Annotated in this window: 22 protein-coding genes; 7 read left to right on the forward strand and 15 right to left on the reverse strand. The window is 31.2% G+C overall.

The genetic code is table 11. From position 1 onward, the window contains the following. From VOI25_RS09515 to VOI25_RS09535, 5 genes are read left to right on the forward strand one after another with little or no spacing between them, the layout of a single operon-like run. Entirely contained in the window at positions 1 to 567 is a 567-nt protein-coding gene (locus tag VOI25_RS09515) for a DUF4126 domain-containing protein (protein ID WP_323788832.1), read from the forward strand. A gap of 45 nt (positions 568 to 612) precedes the next feature. Beyond that, a complete protein-coding gene (kdsB, locus tag VOI25_RS09520) occupies positions 613 to 1,344 on the forward strand; it encodes a 3-deoxy-manno-octulosonate cytidylyltransferase (protein ID WP_323788833.1) in 732 nt (243 codons plus the stop codon). After that, positions 1,341 to 2,045, forward strand: coding sequence for an HAD family hydrolase (locus VOI25_RS09525; protein WP_323788834.1), 705 nt, complete (start codon positions 1,341 to 1,343; stop codon positions 2,043 to 2,045). Before kdsB ends, VOI25_RS09525 begins: the two co-directional genes overlap by 4 nt. 37 nt (positions 2,046 to 2,082) lie before the next feature. Continuing rightward, complete coding sequence (locus VOI25_RS09530; protein WP_323788835.1) at positions 2,083 to 3,165, forward strand: iron-containing alcohol dehydrogenase family protein; 1,083 nt, start codon at positions 2,083 to 2,085, stop codon at positions 3,163 to 3,165. A 1-nt stretch (position 3,166) separates the two neighbouring features. Then, positions 3,167 to 3,715, forward strand: coding sequence for a 1-acyl-sn-glycerol-3-phosphate acyltransferase (locus VOI25_RS09535; RefSeq protein WP_323788836.1), 549 nt, complete (start codon positions 3,167 to 3,169; stop codon positions 3,713 to 3,715). A gap of 233 nt (positions 3,716 to 3,948) precedes the next feature. On the opposite strand, the gene VOI25_RS09540 is transcribed toward VOI25_RS09535, so the two are convergent. Both VOI25_RS09540 and aroB read right to left on the reverse strand, forming a co-directional pair. After that, positions 3,949 to 4,425: a nuclear transport factor 2 family protein gene (locus VOI25_RS09540; protein ID WP_323788837.1), complete on the reverse strand. Its 477-nt coding sequence runs from the start codon at positions 4,423 to 4,425 to the stop codon at positions 3,949 to 3,951. Positions 4,426 to 4,657: 232 nt separating this feature from the next. Beyond that, positions 4,658 to 5,734, reverse strand: a complete 1,077-nt coding sequence (gene aroB / locus VOI25_RS09545) for a 3-dehydroquinate synthase (RefSeq protein ID WP_323788838.1) — start codon at positions 5,732 to 5,734, stop codon at positions 4,658 to 4,660. 94 nt (positions 5,735 to 5,828) lie between these two features. Between aroB and VOI25_RS09550 the strand changes: the two genes are divergently transcribed. Next, positions 5,829 to 7,001, forward strand: coding sequence for a proline dehydrogenase family protein (locus VOI25_RS09550; protein WP_323788839.1), 1,173 nt, complete (start codon positions 5,829 to 5,831; stop codon positions 6,999 to 7,001). A gap of 38 nt (positions 7,002 to 7,039) precedes the next feature. Here the strand turns inward: VOI25_RS09550 and VOI25_RS09555 are convergent, their stop codons facing one another. Genes VOI25_RS09555 through VOI25_RS09570 form a run of 4 tightly spaced genes read right to left on the reverse strand, consistent with a single transcriptional unit; the run spans position 7,040 to position 13,244 of the window. Further along, on the reverse strand, positions 7,040 to 9,394 hold the full coding sequence (locus tag VOI25_RS09555) for a GumC family protein (protein ID WP_323788840.1): 2,355 nt from the start codon (positions 9,392 to 9,394) through the stop codon (positions 7,040 to 7,042). A 15-nt stretch (positions 9,395 to 9,409) separates the two neighbouring features. Beyond that, entirely contained in the window at positions 9,410 to 10,207 is a 798-nt protein-coding gene (locus VOI25_RS09560) for a polysaccharide biosynthesis/export family protein (protein WP_323788841.1), read from the reverse strand. 23 nt (positions 10,208 to 10,230) lie between these two features. Further along, positions 10,231 to 12,123, reverse strand: coding sequence for a nucleoside-diphosphate sugar epimerase/dehydratase (locus VOI25_RS09565; protein ID WP_323788842.1), 1,893 nt, complete (start codon positions 12,121 to 12,123; stop codon positions 10,231 to 10,233). Beyond that, positions 12,117 to 13,244: a DegT/DnrJ/EryC1/StrS family aminotransferase gene (locus VOI25_RS09570; protein ID WP_323788843.1), complete on the reverse strand. Its 1,128-nt coding sequence runs from the start codon at positions 13,242 to 13,244 to the stop codon at positions 12,117 to 12,119. The genes VOI25_RS09565 and VOI25_RS09570 overlap by 7 nt, the downstream gene beginning before the upstream one ends. A 309-nt stretch (positions 13,245 to 13,553) precedes the next feature. Here VOI25_RS09570 and VOI25_RS09575 point away from each other — a divergent pair, with 309 nt between their 5' ends. Continuing rightward, on the forward strand, positions 13,554 to 14,807 hold the full coding sequence (locus tag VOI25_RS09575; RefSeq protein WP_323788844.1) for a GNAT family N-acetyltransferase: 1,254 nt from the start codon (positions 13,554 to 13,556) through the stop codon (positions 14,805 to 14,807). Here VOI25_RS09575 and VOI25_RS09580 read toward each other — a convergent pair. From VOI25_RS09580 to VOI25_RS09620, 9 genes are all read right to left on the reverse strand, one after another. Beyond that, positions 14,800 to 15,825, reverse strand: coding sequence for an ATP-grasp domain-containing protein (locus VOI25_RS09580; RefSeq protein WP_323788845.1), 1,026 nt, complete (start codon positions 15,823 to 15,825; stop codon positions 14,800 to 14,802). The genes VOI25_RS09575 and VOI25_RS09580 overlap by 8 nt on opposite strands. Next, on the reverse strand, positions 15,822 to 16,445 hold the full coding sequence (locus VOI25_RS09585) for a sugar transferase (RefSeq protein WP_323789093.1): 624 nt from the start codon (positions 16,443 to 16,445) through the stop codon (positions 15,822 to 15,824). Before VOI25_RS09585 ends, VOI25_RS09580 begins: the two co-directional genes overlap by 4 nt. Positions 16,446 to 16,450: 5 nt before the next feature. Further along, positions 16,451 to 17,596 (reverse strand): glycosyltransferase family 4 protein, encoded by a 1,146-nt coding sequence (locus VOI25_RS09590; protein ID WP_323788847.1) that lies wholly within the window; start codon positions 17,594 to 17,596, stop codon positions 16,451 to 16,453. Further along, positions 17,596 to 18,648 (reverse strand): glycosyltransferase, encoded by a 1,053-nt coding sequence (locus tag VOI25_RS09595; protein ID WP_323788848.1) that lies wholly within the window; start codon positions 18,646 to 18,648, stop codon positions 17,596 to 17,598. The genes VOI25_RS09590 and VOI25_RS09595 overlap by 1 nt, the downstream gene beginning before the upstream one ends. Positions 18,649 to 18,654: 6 nt before the next feature. After that, positions 18,655 to 19,737, reverse strand: a complete 1,083-nt coding sequence (locus VOI25_RS09600) for a glycosyltransferase (protein ID WP_323788849.1) — start codon at positions 19,735 to 19,737, stop codon at positions 18,655 to 18,657. A gap of 119 nt (positions 19,738 to 19,856) precedes the next feature. Next, the gene (gene asnB, locus VOI25_RS09605; protein ID WP_323788850.1) at positions 19,857 to 21,755 is read right to left on the reverse strand and encodes an asparagine synthase (glutamine-hydrolyzing); all 1,899 of its coding nucleotides are present in this window, start codon (positions 21,753 to 21,755) and stop codon (positions 19,857 to 19,859) included. 132 nt (positions 21,756 to 21,887) lie between these two features. Then, complete coding sequence (locus VOI25_RS09610) at positions 21,888 to 22,469, reverse strand: serine acetyltransferase (RefSeq protein WP_323788851.1); 582 nt, start codon at positions 22,467 to 22,469, stop codon at positions 21,888 to 21,890. Positions 22,470 to 22,490: 21 nt separating this feature from the next. Next, positions 22,491 to 23,714, reverse strand: coding sequence for an O-antigen ligase family protein (locus tag VOI25_RS09615; protein WP_323788852.1), 1,224 nt, complete (start codon positions 23,712 to 23,714; stop codon positions 22,491 to 22,493). Between the two features lie 54 nt (positions 23,715 to 23,768). After that, entirely contained in the window at positions 23,769 to 25,304 is a 1,536-nt protein-coding gene (locus tag VOI25_RS09620; RefSeq protein ID WP_323788853.1) for a hypothetical protein, read from the reverse strand. Positions 25,305 to 25,321 lie beyond the last annotated feature (17 nt).

Raw genomic sequence — 25,321 nt, forward strand, 5'->3', positions numbered from 1 at the left:
ATGACAATTGAAACTATAATTAGTATTTTTTTAGGCATTGGATTATCGGCTTCTGTTGGTTTTAGAGTTTTTGTGCCATTATTTGCATTGAGTTTAGCATCCTATTTTAACGTTTGGGAACTCAATGAATCTTGGGAATGGATTGGAAGTTTAACTGCTGTTGTGACTCTTGGTGTTGCAACTATAGTTGAAATCTTTGCCTATTATATTCCGTATGTAGATAACGTATTAGATTCGATTGCAATTCCCTTAGCAGCGATTGCAGGAACTGCAGTTATGGTATCAACAGTAGCAGATTTAAGTCCGGCAATTACATGGGCTTTAGCAATTATCGCAGGAGGAGGAACAGCAGCAGCTGTTGCAGGTAGTTCTGGAGTTACGAGGTTAGCGTCTACAACGACTACAGGAGGTATTGCAAACCCTTTGGTTTCAACCGTAGAAACAGGTACTTCAGTGGTCATGTCAATACTATCAATTTTTATTCCTGTCATTGCTTTTGTGTTCGTAATTATCATTTTATATATCATTTTTAGACTTTATAAAAAGATTAGACCAAGTCAGCCTTAAATTCCTATAAAAGTTTTATTTTTGAATGAATTCTTTCAACCATCCATGAAAATAATTTCAATGATACCTGCACGTTACAGTGCATCACGATTTCCAGGCAAACTCATGCAGAATTTGGCAGGTAAATCTGTTATCGTTAGAACTTATGAAGCTACAGTAGCCACTCAATTATTTGATGACGTTTATGTAGTAACAGATAGTGACATCATTTATAATGAAATCATTTCGAATGGTGGGAAAGCAATTATGAGTAAAAAAGAACATCAATCTGGTAGTGATAGAATTGCAGAAGCTGTTGAAGATCTTGATGTCGATATCGTTGTTAACGTGCAAGGGGATGAACCTTTTACTGAACGCGAAAGTCTTGAGAAAGTACTAAAAGCGTTTAAAGACGATGATAATAAAGAAATTGATTTAGCATCTTTGATGGTTGAAATTCACGATTGGGATGAAATTAGCAATCCTAATACCGTTAAAGTAATTGTAGATCAAAACAATTTTGCATTATATTTTTCTCGAAGCCCAATTCCTTATCCTAGAGATAAAAACGTTGGTACTCGGTATTTTAAACATAAAGGAATTTATGCTTTTAGAAAACAGGCGTTATTAGATTTTTACAAATTGCCAATGCAGTTTATTGAAGCCACTGAGAAAATTGAATGTATTCGTTATTTAGAATATGGTAAGCGGATTAAAATGGTTGAAACTACAGTTGAAGGCGTTGAAATAGATACTCCTGAAGACTTAGAGCGTGCTAAAAAACTTTGGAATAATTGAATAACGACTATAAAGACATAAAAGTAATTGGGTTTGATGCAGATGATACGCTTTGGGTAAATGAAACGTATTTTCGAGAAGCAGAATTAAAATTCGCAAAGCTGCTAGCCAAGTATGAAACGGCTAATAAAATTGACCAGGAACTTTTTAAAATGGAAATAACAAATCTTCCACTTTATGGTTATGGAGTTAAAGGATTTGTATTATCAATGGTTGAAATGGCATTAGAATTATCTAACAATGAGGTTTCTAATTCAACAATTAATGCTATTTTGAACATAGGAAAAGATATGTTGAGTAAACCCGTCGAATTACTAGATGGAGTAGAAGAAACATTAAAGACTTTATCAAGTGATTATAGGCTGATTTTGGTAACGAAAGGCGATTTACTTGACCAAGAACGAAAATTAGAAAAATCTGGTTTAACAGATTATTTTCATCATATAGAAGTGCTTAGTGATAAGCAAGAAGCAAATTATTCTAAATTGTTAAATCATTTAGATATTAAACCTTCTGAGTTTTTAATGATAGGTAATTCATTAAAATCTGATATTTTGCCATTAGTAAATATAAAAGCAAAAGCAATCCATATACCATTTCATACCACATGGTTACATGAGCAAGTAAATGATGATGAAACTAAAAGTAAAACCTATAAAACAGTACATAGTTTACTTGATGTAATTCAAGTATTAAACTAAAAATTAAAGCAAAGCTTTATTTAAGATTATAAAACGAATGAGCTATAAAAACTATCCAATGGTGTCCAGAGTTGTGTATGGACGAGGCAGTTTTAACCAATTAAGTGATATTATTTCACCTAAAAGGCAAAACATAAAAGCACCATTTATTTTTTTGGTTGATGATGTATTTAAGGGTAATTCCTGGCTAACGTCCCGAATTCCTATTGCATATAATGATCAATTACTTTATGTATCGGCTAATGAAGAACCTAAAACATCTCAGGTTGATGAATTAGTAGAGCAAATTATTCTATCACATAAAGATCGTCCGTCTGGAATTATCGGAATTGGAGGCGGTACGATTTTAGATCTTGCCAAAGCTGTTGCGATTCTTTTAACTAATGAGGGCGAAGCAAAAAATTATCAAGGTTGGGATTTGGTGAAAACACCTGCAATTTATCATGTTGGTGTGCCTACAATTTCAGGAACAGGAGCTGAGGTATCAAGAACGACAGTGCTTACTGGTCCTGATAAAAAACTTGGTATTAATTCTGATTATACACCTTTTGATCAAGTTATATTAGATCCAGAATTAACTAAAGACGTTCCAAAAGACCAATGGTTTTATACAGGAATGGACTGTTATATTCATTGTATTGAATCTTTAAATGGGACGTATCTTAATGCTTTTAGTCAAAGTTATGGTGAAAAAGCTTATCAATTATGTCTTGAGATTTTTGTTGATGATAATCTTTCAATTGAAGATTCTCAGGATAAACTTATGATGGCATCTTGGCATGGTGGAATGAGTATTGCTTATTCTCAAGTTGGTGTTGCACATGCTATGAGTTACGGATTGTCATATTTACTCGGAACTAAACATGGTATTGGAAATTGTGTCGTGTTTGATCATTTAGAAGAGTTTTATCCAGATGGTGTAAAACTGTTTAAACAAATGAAACAAAAGCATAATATTAAATTGCCTCAAGGCTTATGTGCTCATTTAAGTGATGAAGAATTTGATATTATGATTGATGTCGCTTTAGGTCTTGAACCGCTTTGGATTAATGCTGTTGGTAAAAACTGGAAGCAAGTAATTACAAGAGAAAAGCTCAAAGGCTTATATCAAAAGATGTAATATGCGATGGTTAGCTAAATTTATCTATTTCAAACTTCTCGGCTGGAAAATTACTGGAAACACAAATTTTTCAAGTGATACCATTAAAAAATTAGTAATTATTGCTGTGCCTCATACAAGTTGGCACGATTTCTATATTGGACTACTATTGAGAAAAATCACTGGTGTTAAAACTAATTTTGTAGGTAAAAAAGAATTGTTTAAATGGCCTTTTGGATGGTATTTTAGAGCTGTTGGTGGTGCTGCATTAGATAGAACTCCTGGTCAAAACAAAGTACAAGCAATTGCTAAATTATTCGAAAATAAAGAAGAATTTAGACTCACCTTAGCTCCAGAAGGGACGAGAAAGAAAGTTGAGGAATGGAAAACAGGTTTCTATTATATCGCTAAAGAAGCCAAAGTACCTATCATCATGTTTACTTTAGATTTTAAGAATAAGCAAAATAATATCTCAGAACCCTTTTATCCTACAGATGATATTGAGGCCGATTTCAAGTATATGAAATCCTTTTTCAAAGGTGTTGTTGGAAAAAAACCAGAATATTCTTAGCCTCAATCCTTTACACAGTATACAAATTTTAAACCTGATTTTTTCGCTAAAGGTGTTTTTGAATATCCAGAACTCATGGTCTAATAATTAATAATTCCGTCTAAAAAAATCAACGATTTACATTAGTATGGCATAGAGTTTGAAATATTATTACCGTAGCCACTACTGAAACATAAAGTAAACGTTTCCGTCCCTAAAAAGAAACAGTTTGGTTATAAATAAAAGCTATCTCATTAGTTTGAGTTAGCTTTATTTTTTTCGAAATTATCTAATAATCTATTTGTTTGTGTTTTTAGCTTATTCCTGAAATATTTTGTTCTTCCTATAATAGCTCCTTTTAATCCTAAGGCTTGTTTTGACCACCTGTGTAAATTGAATGAATCCGTATGTTTTACTATTTTGCCATCTTTAAATTCGAAATGCGCTTCAATAGTATTGTGAACTTTCCGCCCTGTTTTACTAAATGTATATATAGCTTCCCAAGACGCAGAACCTTCATGTTCCGCAGCCTTAATATTTGAATATGTGACTTGAAAATCTTTGTTTTTCTGTGATTCACAGAGCATTCTCCACATGTTCTTTGCACGTGGTCCTTTTAAAACTCCGAATGCAGGATCTTTAAATACGATATCATCATGGTAACAATTAACCATGCTTTCTGAATCCAAATTACTAAAGGCGTTATAAAATGTTTCGATTACGGTTGTCATAATTGTACTTAAATGTGTTTTTTAAAGTTACGCATTTTCAACAAAAGAGACACGAAAAAAACCATAGCCCTAAAAACATCGTATATAATATAGCTGTAGGATATTAAGTAATACTATATACTGAACCGTAACACTTTCTTAATTACGAAATGATCGTAAATTTGCTATGAGAAAGAGAAGAAAAGCTGCCAATCTATTTGGTGGCTTTTTTGATTAATTAAAGGTCAATCTATTACGTAGTAGATTTATTGTAATAGCTAAACGCTTCAAGTATTAGGTCATTAGAAACCAAGCAATCAATTTTTGGACAGCCAATGGCTTCTAATAATACAAAATTGATATTGCCGTGTTCATTTTTCTTGTCATATTTTAATAGTTCTATAATCGGAGCATAATCTTTATCTTCAAAAAGAACAGGCTTATAAATGCTGTGCATAGCTTTTGTTATAGCAGCTAAATCAGTTTTAGAAAACTCTAATAATTCAGCAGATAAATAACATTCTAAAATCATACCAATAGCAATGGCTTCACCATGTAGCAATTGTTCTTTATTTTCAGATTCAAGGCAATAAGATTCGATGGCGTGACCAAGTGTATGTCCGAAATTAAGATGCTTTCTTACGCCTTGTTCATTAGGATCTTCAGTTACAATATTATTTTTTATGACTACAGATTCGTAAATCAAATCATCTAAATCATTCAAAGTGAGAGCAGATAAATCTGTTAAGGTTTCAAAATAGGCCTTGTCTTTTATCAGTCCGTGTTTCAGCATTTCAGCTAACCCAGATTTTAGTTGATTTTGCGGAAGTGTATCTAAAAAAGTCGTATCTATTAAAACAATATCACCAGAATTGATAACTCCAACTTGATTCTTCACAGTGCCAAGGTCTACACCAGTTTTTCCTCCAACAGAAGCATCTACCATTGCTAACAAAGAGGTTGGGATATTGATATATTTAATACCTCTTTTAAACGTACTAGCAACAAATCCTCCAAGATCAGTAACGACACCACCACCAAGGTTTAATAAAATGCTTTTTCGGTCTGCATTCAATTCAGATAAAGCATTCCAAACACCCAAACAGGTTTCAATGGTTTTAAATTCTTCACCTGCTTCAATCTCAATAATTTCAAATTCTGTACGTGTTTGTAATTGCGACATAAAAACTGGTAGACAATGTTCATGCGTATTTGAATCTACAAGGATAAAAATCTTTGAAAAGTTATGATCATCTATATAACGATTTAGCTCTTCATAGCCTTTCGAATTAAAATGTACTTTATAGGTATCAGTTTCTATGGAATTCATAGCATTTAGTGTCTTAATAATAAAGTGGAAAATTAGCGGTTTTTAGTAAATTAATAACTACCAAATAATTATTTTTGATATATATTTTTATGAAATGAATACAAATACCCTTTTTGATAATACTGAAGTCGCTTTTGCACTCAAAAATGATGCTCAGTTAGAACGTGCTTATTTCTTATTTAAGATGATTTCGCATCAACCTCTAGTAAGAATAGGAACAGCAGCTACTAATTTTGCCTTAAAAGCAAATTTGCCTGTAGAAGGTTTAATACGATCAACAGTATTTGATCATTTTTGCGGAGGCGTAAATGAAGAAGATTGTCTTCCTGTAATAGATAAAATGTTTACTAAAGGCGTAAGTGCAGTACTAGATTATTCAGTTGAAGGAAAAGAGGAAGAATCTACCTTTAATGATGCGAGAGACAAAATTATAAAGATCATTAAGTTTGCTGATGAGAAAGAAGCAATGCCAATTGTAGTATTTAAACCTACAGGTTTTGGTCGTTTCCATTTGTATCAGAAAAAGGGAGAAGGAAAAGAGTTTACTGATAGCGAACAAGAAGAATGGAATAGGATAGAAGCCCGATTTGATGCCGTTTGTAGTTTAGCCAAAGAAAAAGATGTTGAAGTATTAATTGATGGTGAAGAAAGTTGGATGCAAGATGCAGCTGATGACCTTTGCGAAGCCATGATGCGCAAGTATAATCGTGATAAACCAATAGTTTATAACACGTTGCAAACGTATCGTTGGGATAGGTTTGAGTATTTAAAAGAAATTCATAAACGTGCTAAATCACAAAACTTCACTGTAGGTTTTAAGATTGTTAGAGGTGCTTATATGGAAAAAGAACGCAATAGGGCAGAAGAGAAAAATTACAAATCACCAATTTGCGAGACTAAGAGCGCAACGGATGAAAACTTCAATTCATGCATGACTTACATATTAAATAATCTGGATTCAATTTCATTATTTATTGGTACTCATAATGAGCAAAGTTGTTATTTGGCTATGGATTTAATGCAACAATTAGGCATTGATAAAAAAGATAATAATGTTTGGTTTGGTCAACTTTATGGTATGAGTGACCATATAAGTTATAATTTAGCAGAACAAGGTTATAATGTAGCTAAATATGTGCCATTTGGACCGGTGAAAGATGTGATGCCTTATTTAATAAGACGAGCAGAAGAAAATACTTCAGTAGCAGGACAAACCAGTAGAGAATTGAATTTATTAAAACTCGAGAAGGCTCGAAGAAAATTATAATTAAAAAAGCCACAACGTTTAGTTTGTGGCTTTTTTAATTATATAATTCCGAAGAATTTCTTCTTTTTTCGTTCTGGATTATTTCCATAACCGTAGCCATAGCCTTTCTTTTTTATAGTGCCATTTAAAACGACTGCCATGTTTGGTAATCGTTTTTCATCATACATAGTTTGTGCAATATGCAACTGACGTTTGTCAACGTTATTTGCACTTACAACATATAAAAACATATCGGCATGATTACTTATTAATAAGGTATCTGTAACTAATCCTACAGCTGCAGTATCAACAATAATATAGTCATATTCATTTTTAACCGTTTCAAACAAATAGTCGATACGGTCACTCATTAATAATTCGGCAGGATTTGGAGGAATTGTACCAGATGGTATGATATCCAAAAATTTATTATCGGTTGGTTTTAAGGTAACATCCTTTATGGACAAATCTGAATCACTTACAAAATCGGTTAATCCTTTATCACTTTTAATATTGAAGTAATCGTCAACCTTTGGAACTCTAATATCAGTTTCAATAAGTAACACTCTTTTTTCTGTAAACGAAAAGGAGCAAGCTAAATTAGTTGATGTATGAGACTTTCCTTCCTGACTCGTTGTTGAGGTTACAAAAATTGTTTTAGACGTTCCTTTCTTATGATCTTTTAATAAGAAATCGATATTAGTTCTTAAAATCCTGAAAGCTTCCGCAATAGGAGAGTAATCTACCTTTTTAATCAGTTTTGATTTTTTAGATTCTTTTGGTATATCTCCAATATATCGAGCAGTTAAAACCTTTAATAAATCATCTTTTGTATGAATTTTAGAATTCAGAATATTTTTTCCATAGATATAGGTCACTGGAATAATTAAACCTAGCATTAAAGCCGCTAAGTAAACAAAAGTTGGTTTAGGTGAAACTGGAGTACTTGCCGTATATGCTGAATCTATAATTTTAGCATTGGGAGATGATAAACCTAATTGAATTGCAGTTTCTTCACGTTTTTGTAATAAGTATAAGTAAAGCGATTCTTTAATATCCTGTTGACGTTTTATATCTCTAAACTGTCTTGCTTTTGTTGGAGCTGAATACAATTGAGAACTAATACGTTGATCTTCCTTGTTTAAAGTTTGTAAAGTAATCTTATTTGCAGATTGAATATTATCAAGACTTCGGTTAAGGTTTTCCCTTAAAGCATTAATTTGATTGTTTAAATTAACTACAGTTGGATTTTTGTCTGTAGAAAATTTTAAAATCTTATCACGTTGTAATACTAATTCATTATGATTTTTTGAAATAAGAGCAACCGTATTATCTGCAATTCCAACATCTGCTGGTAATAAATCACTTCCACCATCCTTATTATCTAGATGGTCTTTCATATAATCTATTAACTGGATTTGATTTGAAGTGTTAATTAACTTGGCTTCGTTTTCTTTTTCACTTTGTAAAAATATATCAGCCTGAGCTCCTAAGGCAGTTAACCTATTGTTTTTTTGTAAAGTTTCGGCAGTAAAATCTACTTGTTCAAGTTCGTTAGATACTAAATTTAATCGGTTATTTATAAAATCTGATGTTGCTTGAACAATAAGTTGTTTATCATTAATAACATCTTCATTATACTTCTCAATTAATTTATCAATAATTAAACTGGCTTTAGTTTTTAGATTCTCATTTACTGTAAGATTAATAATATTAGAACCCGATTCGTTAACGACATTAATCTTTCCTAAATATTGTTCTGTAACGATACTTAAAGGTACAATATCAATCTTGATACTTGTTCCAACTTTTACTGAATCCCTTTCTATGTTTGGGATTAATATAAAATCACCAAAACCAGATTCTATTTTTTCACCAAATCCAAATTCCTTTGAATCTTCAGGGTCAATATCTAAAATTGGATTATTTTCAGTGCTCGAAATATTAAATTTAGTCTTTGATTTTATTTTTATATAAAGCGTAGTATCTATTAGGTTAACAATGGAGTCTGATGCTAAAAAATTAATAAGTATTGGAGGGTTTTTATATTCTTCACGATCCTTAATTCTACCTCGAACGTAATATTTGACATTTAGATTTAAATCGTCAACCACACTTTTAATTAAAGACCTTGATCTTATAATTTCGATTTCATCAGTGATATTTGTAAAATCCGATCCAAAAAGCCCATAACTCTGTAAAGATGAGATTTCAGGTAGTTGTGTTGATTTTTTATCATCATTAATTTTAATGGAAGCACTTGCTTGATATTCGTAAGTAGCATATCGTATGTTAAGAAATGCAATGCCTAAGGCTACGATCACACAAAACGCGATTAATTTCCATTTAGAAACATAGATATCTATTAAATTTCTTAAGTCGTTATTTTCTGTATTTAAAGATGTATTACTCATTAAAAAATATATAAATTATTTTATTAAAATAGCTGCAATTGTAGCTAAGGTGGCTACAGCAGAAATAATTACACCAGTGGTTTGGTTGTATGAGGATTGACGTATTTGAGCTTTATTAGGCTCTACATAAATGACATCATTTTGAGATAAGTAATATACAGGTGAGTTTACGACATTTATAGAACGTAAATCAAGTTTAGCATACTTCTTTTTACCATCGATTTCTCGAATTAAAAACAGATTATCTCGTCTTCCAAAAATAGTCAAATCTCCAGCTAATCCTAAGGCTTCAGATAATGAGATTCTTTCATCTTGAATGGTATATGTTCCTGGTCTATTTACGGCACCTAAAACAGTAACAGTAAAATTGACAAGTCTAATATTTACAATAGCATCTGTAACATATTCTCTTAGTTGATCTTTAAGCATTTGCGTTGCTTCAGCTCTTGTAAGACCACCAATTTTTAAAGTTCCTAGAACTGGGAATTCAATATTTCCCTGTGGATCTACTAAATAGGTTTGTCTTAGAGCGTTACCATTTGCATTTAAAGAACCATTTGTTGTGTTTGAATATGAAACTGGAGATAAATTAAATGGCATTACTGCAGCAGGCTCAATAGATGACACATCAATAGTAAGAATGTCATTTGTTTTATATGTTAATTCATATAAATTGTCTAATTCGCTTTCAACATTTAAGGGTTCATCTTGAAAATAAACAATATCTCTTTTAGAGGCACAAGATGATGCAATTACGAAAACTAAAATTGATAAAAGTTTAAGGCTAGATTTTATTTTGTTAGGTTTAATCATTGTTTTGTTATTTAGGACATTCATTATTTTTTCGAATCTAATACTTCAAATTTAGAATTATTAGATATATATTCAGGTAATATATTCTTTATAAGTGAAACAACCTCTAGTTTTTGGACATTTGAATTTACCAAACACAAATTGGCAATTTTATCTGAAATATCATTAACATCAATTGCTTTAGTTTTAGCGATCATTATTTTCTCGTGATAAGTAGGTATCGTTTTTTCACCATCAGCTAAAAGTTCTTCATATATTTTTTCACCTGGACGTAAACCAGTTATTTTTATATCTATATCTTCAGGATATCGAAGTCCTGATAAAATAATCATGTTTTTAGCAAGGTCATGAATTTTTACAGATTCTCCCATGTCAAAAACAAAAATCTCACCTCCATTACCCATTGTAGCAGCTTCTAATACTAACTGACAGGCTTCAGAAATTGTCATAAAATACCTTGTAATATCTTCATGTGTTACGGTTAGTGGACCACCAGCATCAATTTGTCTTTTGAATAATGGAATAACCGATCCGTTAGATCCTAGTACATTTCCAAATCGTGTTGTAATAAATTTCGTTTGTCCTTTACCTTGTAAGCAATTGACGTACAGCTCAGCGATACGTTTGGTTGCTCCCATAACATTTGTTGGGTTTACAGCTTTATCAGTAGAAATAAGAACAAATTTATTTACACCATGTTTTACAGATAGGTTTGCCATATTTCTTGTTCCGCCAATATTTACATTTACGGCTTCATAAGGGTTGTTTTCCATTAATGGCACATGTTTGTATGCAGCAGCATGAAAGACAATTTTTGGTCTGTAAATGCCGAATAAACTTTCCATTCTTATTTTATCGCGAACGTCAGCAACAACAGCTATAAAGTTTTTAATTCCTTTCTGAATAAACTCTTGTTGAAGTTCGTATAAAGCAGATTCAGCGGTATCAATAAGAATCAATTTTTTATACGCATAGTTTGTTGCTTTTCTAGCAATTTCACTACCTATAGATCCAGCAGCTCCTGTAATGAATATGATTTGATTTTCATACTCATGAACTAAAGCAGGATTGGTTATTGTAATTGGTTCTCTTCCTAAAAGGTCTTCAATATTTACATCTTTAATTTGTCCTACACTTAAGTCACCATCAATCCAAGTTTGCACTGGAGGAACGATTTTAACTTTTAGGCCTAATTCAAAAAGTATACTTGAAATCTCTAAGAGTCTAGATGGATCAATATTTTGAATTGAAATAACAACTTCTTCTATAGCTTGCTTCTCAATAAAATCTAGAGTAATTTTTTCTAAGCTATAAACACTTAAGGTGTTTATTTTTTTTCCAATTTTTCGGTCATTATCATCAATAAAAGCAACAATCTCATGATTATTTTTAGGATCATTAGTTATGGCATCATAGGTAAGCATACCCGAATTTCCTGCACCATAAATCATGATTCTTTTTTTGTTTTTAAAATCTTGCATAATATGATTATACATTGATTTTATAAACAACTTGAGACCAATAAGGAATAAGATATTTAGCATCAAGTGGATGTAAATTACAGATCCAGAAATGTTAAATATACTTTCGTAGTTTAATTTTCTACTAAAAAAGGTGGTTACAATAAGAATGGTAGCCAGTATGTTTACTCCAATAATGATGTTTACAACATCTTTAAATCCTGTAAACCTAACAACGCCTTTGTAAGAACCAACCAGTAAAAAGCTTATAAAAGCAGCTAGAAAAACAAAAGGTATTTGCTTAACCATGACGAGAAGGTCAAAGTCTATTTTAAAGTTAAAACGTATGATATATGAAATAACAAATGTAAATGCTACGACTAATAAGTCGAATAACATTACCAACCATCTGGAGGCATATTTTTGCGATATGTTTTGAAGTTGACGTTTTAACATGCTCTAAAATACGTTTTTATTGCAGAAATCACTCTATTCAATTCATTTTCAGTTAAGTTTGACCCACTAGGCAAACATAAGCCTTTTTTAAATAAGTCGTCTGAAACACCATTTAAATAACTCGGACAAGACTTGAAAACTGGCTGTTGATGCATCGGTTTCCAAAGAGGTCTTGATTCTATATTAAATTCTAAAAGTTTTAATCTTAAACCTTCTCTAATAGCTTCAGAAGGCGTTAATATACAACTCAACCATCTATTAGAATAAAAGTCTTTAGGTTCATCTAAAAACGTTAGCTCTTCAATTTCTATTAGATTGGCTTTATACGTGTCATAGTTTTGACGTCTTGCTTTTACGCGATCGTCTAAAACTTCCATTTGTCCTCTACCAATTCCGGCTAAAACATTAGACATCCTATAATTATAACCAATGGAAGAATGTAAATACTCAACAGCATTATCTCTAGCTTGAGTAGATAAAAACACAGCTTTTTCCTTAACCGATACGTTTTTAGTGATAAGGGCTCCACCACCTGAAGTAGTAATTATTTTATTTCCATTAAATGAAAGTATAGCAATATCTCCAAAAGCACCACATTTTATATTCTTATAACTACTTCCAAGTGCTTCAGCACTATCTTCAATTACAGGAATGTTATAATCATTGGCTATTTTATGAATTTCATCAGCTTTATAAGGCATGCCGTAAAGATGAACTGCTATGATGGCTTTTGGTTTCTTTCCTTTTTTAATTCTATCTTGAATTGCAATTTCAAGGGTTTCGGGACACATATTCCAAGTGACTGCTTCGCTATCAACAAAAATAGGAGTAGCACCTTGATATACAATAGGATTTGCAGAAGCCGAAAATGTTTTACTCTGACAAATGACTTCGTCACCTTCTTTTACATCTAATAAAATAAGTGCAAGATGGAGTGCTGCAGTTCCAGAACTTAAAACAGCAGCATAAGTATCTTCTTTAAGATAGTTTTGTAGGTCACTTTCAAAACCATTAACATGAGGTCCTAATGGAGCAATCCAGTTAGTATCGAAAGCGTTTTTGACATAAGATTGTTCCTTTCCACTCATATGTGGAGATGACAACCATATTTTAGATTCCATAATCAAATTGTTAAGTAAGTTAATTACTATTCAATATTCGTGTTAAGTGAGGGATTTGGGTTTGAATCTTCTAGCCGTAACTAAAATATTCTTGATAAAGATGCGCTAATACACTTTCTTAAACCAAATTATCACGATAAATAGCAATTTTTTACGTTATATCTATCAATATGCCTATGGTTTTGTGGTTTTATGGTTTTGAAATTTTAAGATCAAATTAAATTTTTGAAAATTTTTTTATTCGTTAAGTGAAAATATATACATTATGTTACATTTGTTCTATATTAAGAATGTATGTCATAATTATTAATGAAACAAAATCCATTTACATCTACTAGTTTTATTTCTATATGGTCTAAACACTTTAATGGATCAAAAACACCTTTTACATTTGAATTTATATCTGGTGTTAAGTTTCTAAAGCATTCTTTTTTACCACTCTATGAAAATATAGGGGAAAACTTAACCAAAGGCATATTTTATACCATTGATTATTCTAAATCAGATTATAAAGGGAAAACATTATTGATTTATGACGTGCCTCATTATTTTAATGTTGAGGATTTAAATCCGCCTTCTAACTCATCACTAAAACTTAAAAAGATATTTCAGTACCAAGGATTTTTGATGGATATATCATCTTACGAAAGCCAAGATGACTATATTAATGCACAATTCAGTTCAAAAAACAGAAGAGAGTTTAGAGCCAATATGCGAAAGCTAGAAACCTGTTTTAATATTCGGTATTCTTTTATTCATGGTGAAATTTCGCAATCGGAATTTGATGTTGTTTTCAATCAGTTTTATGACCTTTTGAATAAACGTTTCGATGGTAAACAAACCAATTATCATCATTTACGCGCAGATAAATGGACGTATTACCAAGAGCTTGTATTTACAATGCTTCAAGAAAAGAAGGCGTCCTTGTTAATTATTTACAGAGATGACACACCAATTGGTGTCACCTTAAATTTTCATTCTGAAGATGTCCTGTTTGAAACTATTACGGTTTTTGATCCCGATTACTATAAATTTAGTGTTGGAAAGACCTCTATTATTAAATTAATAGAATGGTGTTTTGAAAATAATTACAGAATTTCAGATTTTTCTAAAGGTGATTTCGATTATAAACATAAATGGGGCAATGTAGTTTATGATTTTGATTATCATGTGTTATATGATTCAAAGTCTTTAGTATCTATACTAACCGCTACATATATTGAAACTTATTTTAAATTTAAGTTGTTTTTAAGGCGCAAGAAAGTCAATGAGTTGTATAGAAAATATAAGTATCTGCTAACAGGTGGAAAAGATGATGATAAGTCTTCTGCTAAACAGGTTATTAAATTTGAAAAGATTGATGAGTTTGATGCTACATCGTCAAATTATATAGACGTAGATTACACGGATAAATCTAATGACTTTTTATTGCAGTATGTGTACACATTTGGATTTGCAAATCCAGAACCTATAGATCAAATAAAAGTGTTTAAAGATTCAAGAAACACAAAAGAATTTGTGATTTCTGGATCTAAAAAGGCACAACGTATTACGTTTAAATAGTCGACTTAATTTCCAGCATTCTATCGCATTTAGAAAATAGTTTTCCTGCAGTATACTGATTGAATTTTGAAACGTCTGTATTGCCTTTTAGCCATTCAATATAAATAGCTGTAGTATCAATTCCTGCTTCATGTGAGAACGGGTAACCTCCTCCAAATCTTGGATTTAACTCTAGGACAAAAAGCTGGTTGTTTGCAATAAATACATCACAATCTAAACTCCCAACGTGCTTTAAATGTTTTGATATCGTTTTACCAATATCATCAAACCGTTTATCAATTATAGATACTGCTTTGTCAGTTTCTCCAGATCGCATATTTACTTTTTCTCTCACAAAAGTCCCGTAATAATTACCTTCAAAATCATTAACGATATCCATGCCATATTCTTTACCATTCATTTTCTCTTGAATGAGAATCGCATTGTCTAAATCGTGTTCACTTGCAGTATTTAGAATAGATTTTTTCAATTTAATATGCTGCAATCTAAAAGCCAAATCAAGTTCTTCTTCAGTTTCAGGAAAATCGATACCAATTGAAGCGCTTCCCCAACGTGGCTTAACCACAAGTGGAAATTTAAGGGTTCCGTTGTAAATCTCTTCTTTCGCTTTTTGAAGTGAAGTGTACGTTTGAGGCGTCTTTAAGCCTATTTCAGAAATAAAATTGAATGTTTTTACTTTGTCAAAAGCAATATCAATGACCTTTTCACTAGAGATGATAACTTTAACACCTGTGGTTTCTAATTCATTTTTATGCTTTGATAATATAGGTAATTCAAGATCGTTTAGAGAAATAATGGCATCAATGTGGTGTGTTTTTACAATAGCTTTTAAAGCTGTAATATAAGTCGCATCATAAATGCTTGGAACTACAATAGCAACATCAGCATCAACCATAGCAGGAGCAGAGGTGCTCATATCTGCTGTAAATATTTTGCCTTGACCTTTAATAGCTTCCTTGAAGTAATTAATCAAATAATTACGTCGACCTGCACAAGTAAATAGTAAATTTAAGCTCATCCTTTATTTTGGTTTGATTCGGTACCCATAAAATCAGGTACTATGTCATTATCTACACTATAAATACCATCTTTTTTAAAGACTTTATAGACGGTTAAAAATAGAATTTTTATATCTAATGCAAAAGTAAGATTGTTTACATACCATACATCATATTCAAATTTTTGCTCCCAACTAATGGCATTTCGTCCATTTACTTGAGCCCAACCTGTAATTCCTGGTTTGATGTTATGTCGTTGTTTTTGAAAATCGTTATATCTAGGTAGATATCTAATTAATAAAGGTCTTGGACCAATTAAACTCATGTCGCCTTTTATCACATTTAATAATTGTGGAATTTCATCTAACGAATACTTTCTAACAAAAATGCCAGTTTTAGTAAGACGTTCTCCTGGTGGAAGAAGTTCTCCATTGGCATCTTTTTTATCAGTCATGGTTTTGAATTTAATAATCTTAAAGATGCGTTCATTTTTTCCTGGTCGCTCTTGATAAAAGAAGGCGCTTCCGTTATTTTTTACCATTAAAATCAACCATGTTACTGCAAACACCGGAAACAAAAGTAGAAAGCCGAAACTTGCAGCAATAAAATCTAATAGACGCTTTATGACGTTTTTGTAAATTTTCATTAGTTCAAGCTTTTATAGGTTTTTAGTATTTCATTCCAAACAAATTCTTGCTTATAGCGTTCAATAATTCTGCTACGTGAATGTGTAATCATCGCCTGTCGTTTTTCAGGAAAATCAATCATAAACTGCATAGCATTTTCAATTGCATTTGCATCTTTTACTGGAATAATTAATCCGTTGACATTATGTTCAATAATTTCATTGCAACCATTAATGTTTCCTACAATACAAGGTAATTCCATGCAGCTGCCTTGTAAAACAACATTTGGAAACCCTTCGCGATAGCTAGGAAAAGTGAGTACATGTGAAATAGCTACATAAGGTCTGATATCTTTTTGAAGTCCGACAGCTAATATCTGTTTATTAGTTTGTATTAAATTTTCAGTTTCCGGCAATAAAGGATCTAAATGATTTTCCCTTGGGCCAACTAAAATGAGTTTACAATTGCTGTTCTTCTTAGAAAGGGAGTTAAAAGCAGCGACGAGTTCATTAATACCTTTATCACGTACGATTCGTCCAATGAAAATAAAAACCAAGTCCTCCTTAGAAATGTTTAATTCATTTTTAAGATTAGTTTTTATGTCTTCAGAGACTAAAGCAGTATCATAGTGTTCGGTGTTTATGCCATTAGAACTACCATTTCCTATCACTTTTAATTTGGAAGGTTTCGTAAATTTATGATCTAATATGATTTGTTCCAGTCCAAATGAATTTGGAAGTATGAGTGTTGAGCAACTATACGTGAATTTTTCAACAGCATTCAATAATTTACGTTTTTTACCGGTTGCTTCCAATAATGGTAAACCAGCAATTGTATGCAAACGATGAGGTACACCTGCAAGTTTTGCTGCAAGCATTCCTACAGTTCCTGCCTTTGGCGTATGTGTGTGTACTATAAACGGTTTTTCAGCTTTAAACAATTTATAAAGTTGAAATACGGCTTTTAAATCTTTGAAAGGCGTAATTGTTCTTGTCATTTCTACGACATGAGTTTTAATCCCTTCATTCTGTCTAACTTCAGCTAATGCATCGCCATCTCCCGAAACACCTATAACTTCGTAATGATTGCTCATAAAACGATGTTGACCTCTTAAAAGTGTTCTTAAAGAGGAAGGAACTGTTGTTATGCGAATTAGTTTTTGCATTATTTGGTTACCGATTTATACAGATCTAGATGTTTTTTGTAGACTGAATTGATATCGAACATGTTTTTATTGTCCTCATAAAGCTGATTAGCTTTAGTTTTTGCATTTTGATAATCTTGAATAACAGACGCCATGGCTTCATCAAATGTTTCAATATTAGGCACAAAACAATTTGAAGGTTTGAAAAACTTCGGAATACTTCCAACAGGTGTTGTAATGATTGGAAGTTTTGTTGCTGAAGCCTCTATTAATGAAATAGGAAGGCCTTCCCAAAGTGAAGGCATAATCATACAATGCGCATCAAATAATAATTGTTTTACATTTTTTTGAAACCCTAAGAGCTTGATATGATTTTCTAGATTATTGCTTTTAATTAAAGTCTCTAATTCATCTTTCATGTCGCCATTTCCCGCTACACGAATTTCAAAATTTGAGATGCCTTTTTCAAGTAGCTTTTTTGTTAAATCTACCATTACTAAAGGATTTTTTTGTTCTTCAATACGACCTAAATATAAAAATTTAAACGTCTCATTTTCATTGAAAGTTCGTTCATTATCTAGTTTAAAAATATCAAAGTCGACGCCATTTGCAATGACTTGGATATCTTTTAGATACCACTTGGTAGCATCTTCGCTAAAATTGATATCTATTTTTCTAAATGGCTTAGTAAAAAAGAGAAACCATCGTCTGTATATTTCTTCAACTAAAATATTATGAAGGGTAAAAACAACAGGAACTTTCTTGACAAATAATTTAAAATAAATACCAATAACAAGCGCATGAAACATATGACAATGCAAAACAATATCATCATAATTAGATAAAACTTGCTTCATTTTTTGTATCCCTGAGAAGAAACTCTTCGGAGAATTGATGCCTAAATAATGATATTTTAAGTTGTTTTCGCTAAACTTATATTCTATTTGGTCATTGTTTGTAATGGCTAACACAACAGTTTCTATATGGTCCTGTTGACTTTTTTTAGCCATTTCAAGAATCATGTGCTCTGCGCCACCACCTCCTAATCCGATATTTAAGTGTACGATTGTCATGATTCGTTATTTAGATGCAGCAGTTTCAGAAAACAAAGCTTCATATTTTTTTAATATAATATTTTTCTCAAATTTATCAGTTATAGATTTGCTAACCGTATTTGGATCCCATTGCTTTTCATACAAGGCTTGATTGAGGTAATTTAAGTATTCTTCTTCATTATTTGCAATGAACCCGTTTGTACCGTTTTCAATAATATCTTTAGTTCCGCCAGGAGCTACAAATGCGACTACAGGCGTACCAACAGCGCAACTTTCCATTACTGCATTTGGAAATCCTTCAACATAAGAACCTTGAATAAACACATCACTTTCACTTAAATATTGAGACACGTGACTTGTGTATTTGATATAAGTGACTTTATCTTCAAAATGGAGTGCTTTAATCTGTTCCATTAGTTTTTCATATTGATTGCCTTCACCAATAATTGTGTAATGCCAATCTGTATCGAGTTTAGATAAAATGTTTAAAACACGCTCATGACCTTTTTCTGGACTGAGTCTGCCAACCGTAATTAATTGTTTAACCTTGTTATTTAAAGGCGTTTTTACTTTAGCTTCAACAGTTAATGGGTTATTGATAATATGTATTCTATCCTTAGGAATCCCATGATCATTGTGCATGTATTCGGCCATTTGTTCAGACTGACAAACAATTCTATTTAAGAATTTTCTATAGTTTTTAAATAGCCAAACAAAACCAGTAACATGTGTACTTCTGTTATATTGAGACATGATACTGTTGATGCTAGCTTCTCTTGCAATGAATTTAGTTTTTCTTAAAAAGAATGAATACAGCGCATGGAGTTTATTTACGTGCCCTATTGAGCCCATAACAATGTCTGGCTTATGTTTTAATAAGTATAAAAATAAAGGTCTTGCGACAAGTAATAAGCGCTCTTTGTCAAAATAATGTACATTGGCATGCGTGACATCAAAATCTGTCGATTCAGCCTTTGCGATTACTAAAAGCGTACAATCAAATTTATCTTTATTCATGTTTTGAGATAAAAATGACATGATTCTTTGTGCGCCTCCAGCGTTTAAAGCAGGAAGAACGAAAAAAACTTTCGTTTTACGAGTGTCCATTTAACTGTTGGTTTTGTTTACTTTGATTTGGGTTAAAGCACGCATATTAAATTTAATTTTTTACTCTAGAAAACAATGTCGCTAAAAGGCAAAAATTATGGTTAGTCCGCAAAACTATGTTAGTTTTTATAGGTGTAGGTATACCATTTTTGAAAACAAAAATACGTCCATACTTTAAAGGTATTGTCTTTTTTACCAGATAAGTGGTTGTTCACTAGGTTTATAATTGCATTGCTATCAAAAATACCTTGTTGTTTTAAAAAGTTACTTTCAATATAGCTTTCAAGCTCTTTTCTTAATCCATCACGTAGCCAATCTCCAACAGGAACTCCGAATCCTTGTTTAGATTTCTCTAAAAACCCTTCAGGAAAATCCTCTTTAAAGGCTTCTTTTAAAATATGTTTTTTACTCCATTTTTTTATTAAGTAATCTTCAGGTAAGGTCATGGTAAATTCAAACAATTCTCTATTTAAAAAAGGAGCTCTGCATTCTAACGAATTCATCATACTTGTTCTGTCGACTTTTACTAACATATCACCTTCTAAACTGATGTGCCTGTCTATGGTTCTGAAATCGTTGAGTGATTTTGGAGAACTAATTTGTGTTTCAGCTTTATAATAATCAAAAACTGAAGGACTTTGGAAGTCTGGATTTAAAAATTGGTTGATTTCATCATTCTGAAAGCCTAAAGAAATAATTCCCCAATAATAGTCATCATCATAACTTATTGTTTTGATTAATTTATTGAGTTTGTATTTGAATCCTCTATTGTCATCCTTACGTCTTAAAAAGGAATCTGAAAACTTATCAATTTGATTATGAAGAATTTTAGGGACAGCATTTGTGTATTTCTGATTTAGTTTACCAACATAATATTTATTGTAACCTCCAAATACTTCATCACCACCATCACCTGTTAAAGCAACAGTAACATTAGATCGTGTTTTATTAGAAACCAAGAAGGTTGGGAGTGAAGACGAATCTGCAAAGGGTTCATCAAAATTTAAAAGAATATCATCGACATTATGTTTTAAATCATTTTCATTAATAATAAATTCATGATGATTACTACCTATAAGTTCAGCAACAACTCTTGATTTATCGGATTCGTCATAAGACGCTTTTTCAAATCCAATTGAGAAGGTTTCAACTTTTGAGTCTTTCATTTCAGATAAACATAAAGAGACAACTGACGAATCAACTCCACCAGATAAGAAAGTACCTAAAGGCACATCAGAATTAGACCTAGACTCTACACTATTGAAAACACGTTGTCTAACTTCTTTTTTAGCTTCATTAAATGACAAATCGGAAGTTGTTTGTGGTTTCTCTCTGTGAATTGTTTCTATGCGATGCTCAAAAGTATTGGTATCATAAATAATATACTTATTGGCTTCTAGCTTTTTTACACCTTCATAAATAGTGAAAGGTGCAGGAATGTAGGTGAGTTTAAAATAAAGATTAAGTCCTTTTTTTGATATTTCAGGTTTATAATCTAATTGATTAACAAGTGATTTTAATTCTGAAGCCCAACATAACATGTTATTGTTTTCAGTATAGTATAACGGTTTTTCTCCAAAGAAATCACGCGCAATAAATACTTTATTAATGTTTGCATCGTAAATACTAAACGCAAACATACCATCTAAAAGCTTAAAAGCTTCAACACCTTTCTGTTCGTATAGTTTTAGAATAACTTCTGTATCACTGTTTGTAGTTAATTCTACACCATCCTTAATGAGCTGTTCTCTTAGTAGTTTGTAATTGTATATTTCACCATTAAAAACAATAACAATTGATTTATCCTTTGAATAGATAGGTTGTTGACCAGAGCTCAAATCTATAATAGATAATCGTCTCATTGCCATTCCTAAAGCGAAATTAGTGCCTGAGAAACTAAATGTACCATCTTCATCTGGACCTCTGTGGATAATGAGGTCATTCATTTTGGTAAGCGACTGCCTTATGATTTGTTCATCTTTTGATGACTTGTATAATATGCCATTTATTCCGCACATAATATATATATCTGTTTGTTCATTTATAATTAATTATCACAATATCTTGGGTGATTTAAGATACGTGTTGTTCTAGTACACGATGTCAAATCTAAGAATAATAGATTAGGATTTGAGGTTTTTAGAGACCATTTAAGCGTGTTTAATGATTCTTTTTATATCAATTTCTTTTATTTTTTTTGCTGGATTTCCTGCGATTAAGAAGCCTTCCTCTTCAATAGATTTATGTACGACTGCATTTGCTCCAATAGCAGTATTATTAGCGATATTTATATTCCCATAAATTTTAGCTCCTGGAGCGATATACACATTATCACCTATTTGTGGTGCTTCTTTTTCGCCACCTGATGCACCTATATTAACACACACATGTATTCTACAGTTCTTTCCAACTTTTGTAGCACTATTGATAACTATTGTGCCATAATGGGCAATAGAAAGTCCAGGTCCGAAAACATTTGGAGGAATAGAAAACCCAAGTTTTAATGATATATTTTTGAATTTATATCTTAAAAAATTGTAGTATAGTTTATTAATTCCATTGTTTTTACAGTTTTTATAATACTCTAATTTTCTCAATGTTTTTTGAAATTTCCAGATACGATTAGGCGAAATGAAATTTATAATTTTGTCATTAAAACTCATGTTATTGAGTCCTAAAGCTTTTTGGTCTTGAGCTAAATAATGGTAATAATCTGTTTTTGATTGAATCATATCAATTGGATATAAATAATTTTAGACTACAGAAGTATTGGAAGCATTCAATCGTTTATAAATTAAACTATCAAAAAACGCCAAACTAATTAACATCGATCTATTATAAAAAATATGGTGTGTAACAAAGCCTTCTGCCATAAGCAAAATAACGAAAATTAGATAATAAAATTGATTCGATTTATAGGACAGGTTTAAGCCATAACCAAGATAAACGAAATATAATATTAGTGCTAATATTCCAAAATTTACTGCAATATATAAATAGTGATTATGAGTGTTTAAACTGTTGTATTTTTTATCTGTAGTAAAACCTGTACCATAGCCTAATGGCTTGGCCATAAAATCATCTAAGAAATTTAGTAGCAAATCACCTCTACCACTAGTAGCAGATGTTCCTGAAACAACTCTTCTCTTTTTAGATTGTCCTGTTAATAAATCGATTCGTTCACCAGCAGCACCTCTAGTAAATGCTGGGAAATTTTCTTTGATAATTCCTGCTAATAAAATTAAAGCGAGATATAATACAGCAAAAAGGAATGCCATTTTAAAAAGGCTTTTGATAAGTTTTGGAGGTTCAATATCAAATTTATGACTCCAATTATTTGCTGTACCCAACATGATAATTAGAATTACTGAGACAATTCCACTTCGTGAGAATGTTAAGAAAATAGAGATTACTAAGACTAAAATAAATACGATTCGTTTATTTTTAAGTTTATTCAAAAACACTAAAACACCAATAGCTAAAAACTTCATAGCAGACGCTGATTGGTTAGGGTTTTCACCAAAACCACCTTTACGGACTGCTTCTGAGAGTTTTAAATTGTACTTAGGTAAACCTATAAAGAAATCATACCACAAACTTCCAGCAAGAACAATAAATGAGCTCAATATAACCATGAAAACAAGTTTTTTGTTTTCAGTTCTGAAAAAATGAACAGCGAATATATAAAAGACTATGGCAATAATATTTAAAACAATTTCTTGTTTTATAATCTCAGTAGATGCAGGAGAAAACGCAGCATACACAATAGAAAATACGAGAATTGCTATAAAAAACTTAGAGGTATGTGTTTTAAATATATCAATAAGGTTTAATGTAGAATATTTTAATGCACAAACCACTAAAAAGAATGGTATTAGGAAGTATGCAGGTTGTACAGGAATTATATTTATTCGATAAAGAAAAATATCTGCAAATGAGGCAAACAAAATAATTAATACTGCAATTATGTATTTCATATTTAATCTTTAAATGAACTCTAATTTGTAACTATTATTATGAAAAAACATCGTTTATATTTTTGATTTTATAAGTAAATAAACACGACTAACTAAATTTTTAAAACCCTCACTAAACAGTATTAAAATTGAAAAATAGATTAGTAAGAAAAGTATACCTGACACCAATAATTTAACTAGTAAAAAAAGTATGGTTGAATTTATTTCAATAGTTATAAATCCAGATACATAATAATAAATTACACTAGTGATGGATAAATATAACAAATGAAACCCAAATCCTTTCCAATAGATCAGATGACTAATTTTAAAACCATATGTAAACATGTAATAAGGTTTCCATAACATAGTGACTAAAAATTGACTAATTAAAGTCCCAAGAAAAACGCCTAATATACCATATTTAATCACAAATAGGATGGAGAGCACTAAATTAATCACACTTTGAATTACTGGTGCCCAAATATCGGAATAGAGTCCGTAAGCCTGTTTAAAACTATCAACTGGCTGTCTAATTTGGAGCATAAAAAAGATGATGATAAGCGTGATAAGAATGTTATGGGATAATAAATACTCTTTACCTAACCACAAGGTTAAAAAATCGTCAAAGCCAATATATAAAGCGATCGATGTGCAACCTGCAAAAAAGAAACGCAATGCCATAAACTCCCAAAAGACTTTGAGGGTTTTTTTCATGTCATTCTCAGATACAAGATTACCTACGCTAGCATTTGTACCTTCAAACAATTTTCCAACGAGTAAACTTATATTGTTCATTACCATTTGATAATTACCAACAAAAGCCACTGTAGCTGGATTAATAAAAGAAAAGATGATTATGTTGTCTGTACTGTTGGTGACAAAAGTGCCTAATTTATGAAAGCTTAATTCTTTGATTTTAGTAAGTAGCTTTTTATTATTTCGACGGATGGCTTTTGTGACTTTAAATCTAAAAATCAACCAAGGATATACTTTCCTGATTTTTTTCCGAAGTAGAAATATGTAAATAAATGGAGTGACTAATTCTAATATTATCCACAAGTATATATTCTCAAAATAAATAAGCACAAGACATTGTAATGAAAGTCTAAGTATAAATACAGATTGATTTATAGTTATATTCATATACCCTTTTTGGTCGGCATATAGCAGAAACATATAATAACCAAAAAAGTAACTGAGGATGTTGCTGGTCATTAAAGCAATAAATAAAAATATAATTAAACCAAGACTAACATCAGTATTTTCAAAGAAGAGTGGAAAACACAGCATTAAGATAAACGCAGCGGTCAAAACAAACAAGCCTATTCTTTTGTAAAGAAATCCGAGGTAGCCAATAATTTCATTTATCTTTTCTTTATTATTATCATAAATGGGTTTGTATAAAGAAAAGCCTACAGCAGTACCAATACCTAACTCAGATAGATTTAGAAATTGCAACATACTTTTGAGTGTTTCTACAATCCCTATGAATTCATCTCCTAAATTATCTAGAAATATTTTTCTCGAAAAAAATTGAATAACAATATAAATGATTTGGAAAACTAAAGCTATCCAAGCATTTTTTATTGTTAGTGCAACTCTAGACATTTTGAATTAATTAGTTT

Source organism: Psychroserpens sp., from assembly GCF_034670085.1.
In the GTDB taxonomy this organism is placed as follows: domain Bacteria; phylum Bacteroidota; class Bacteroidia; order Flavobacteriales; family Flavobacteriaceae; genus Psychroserpens.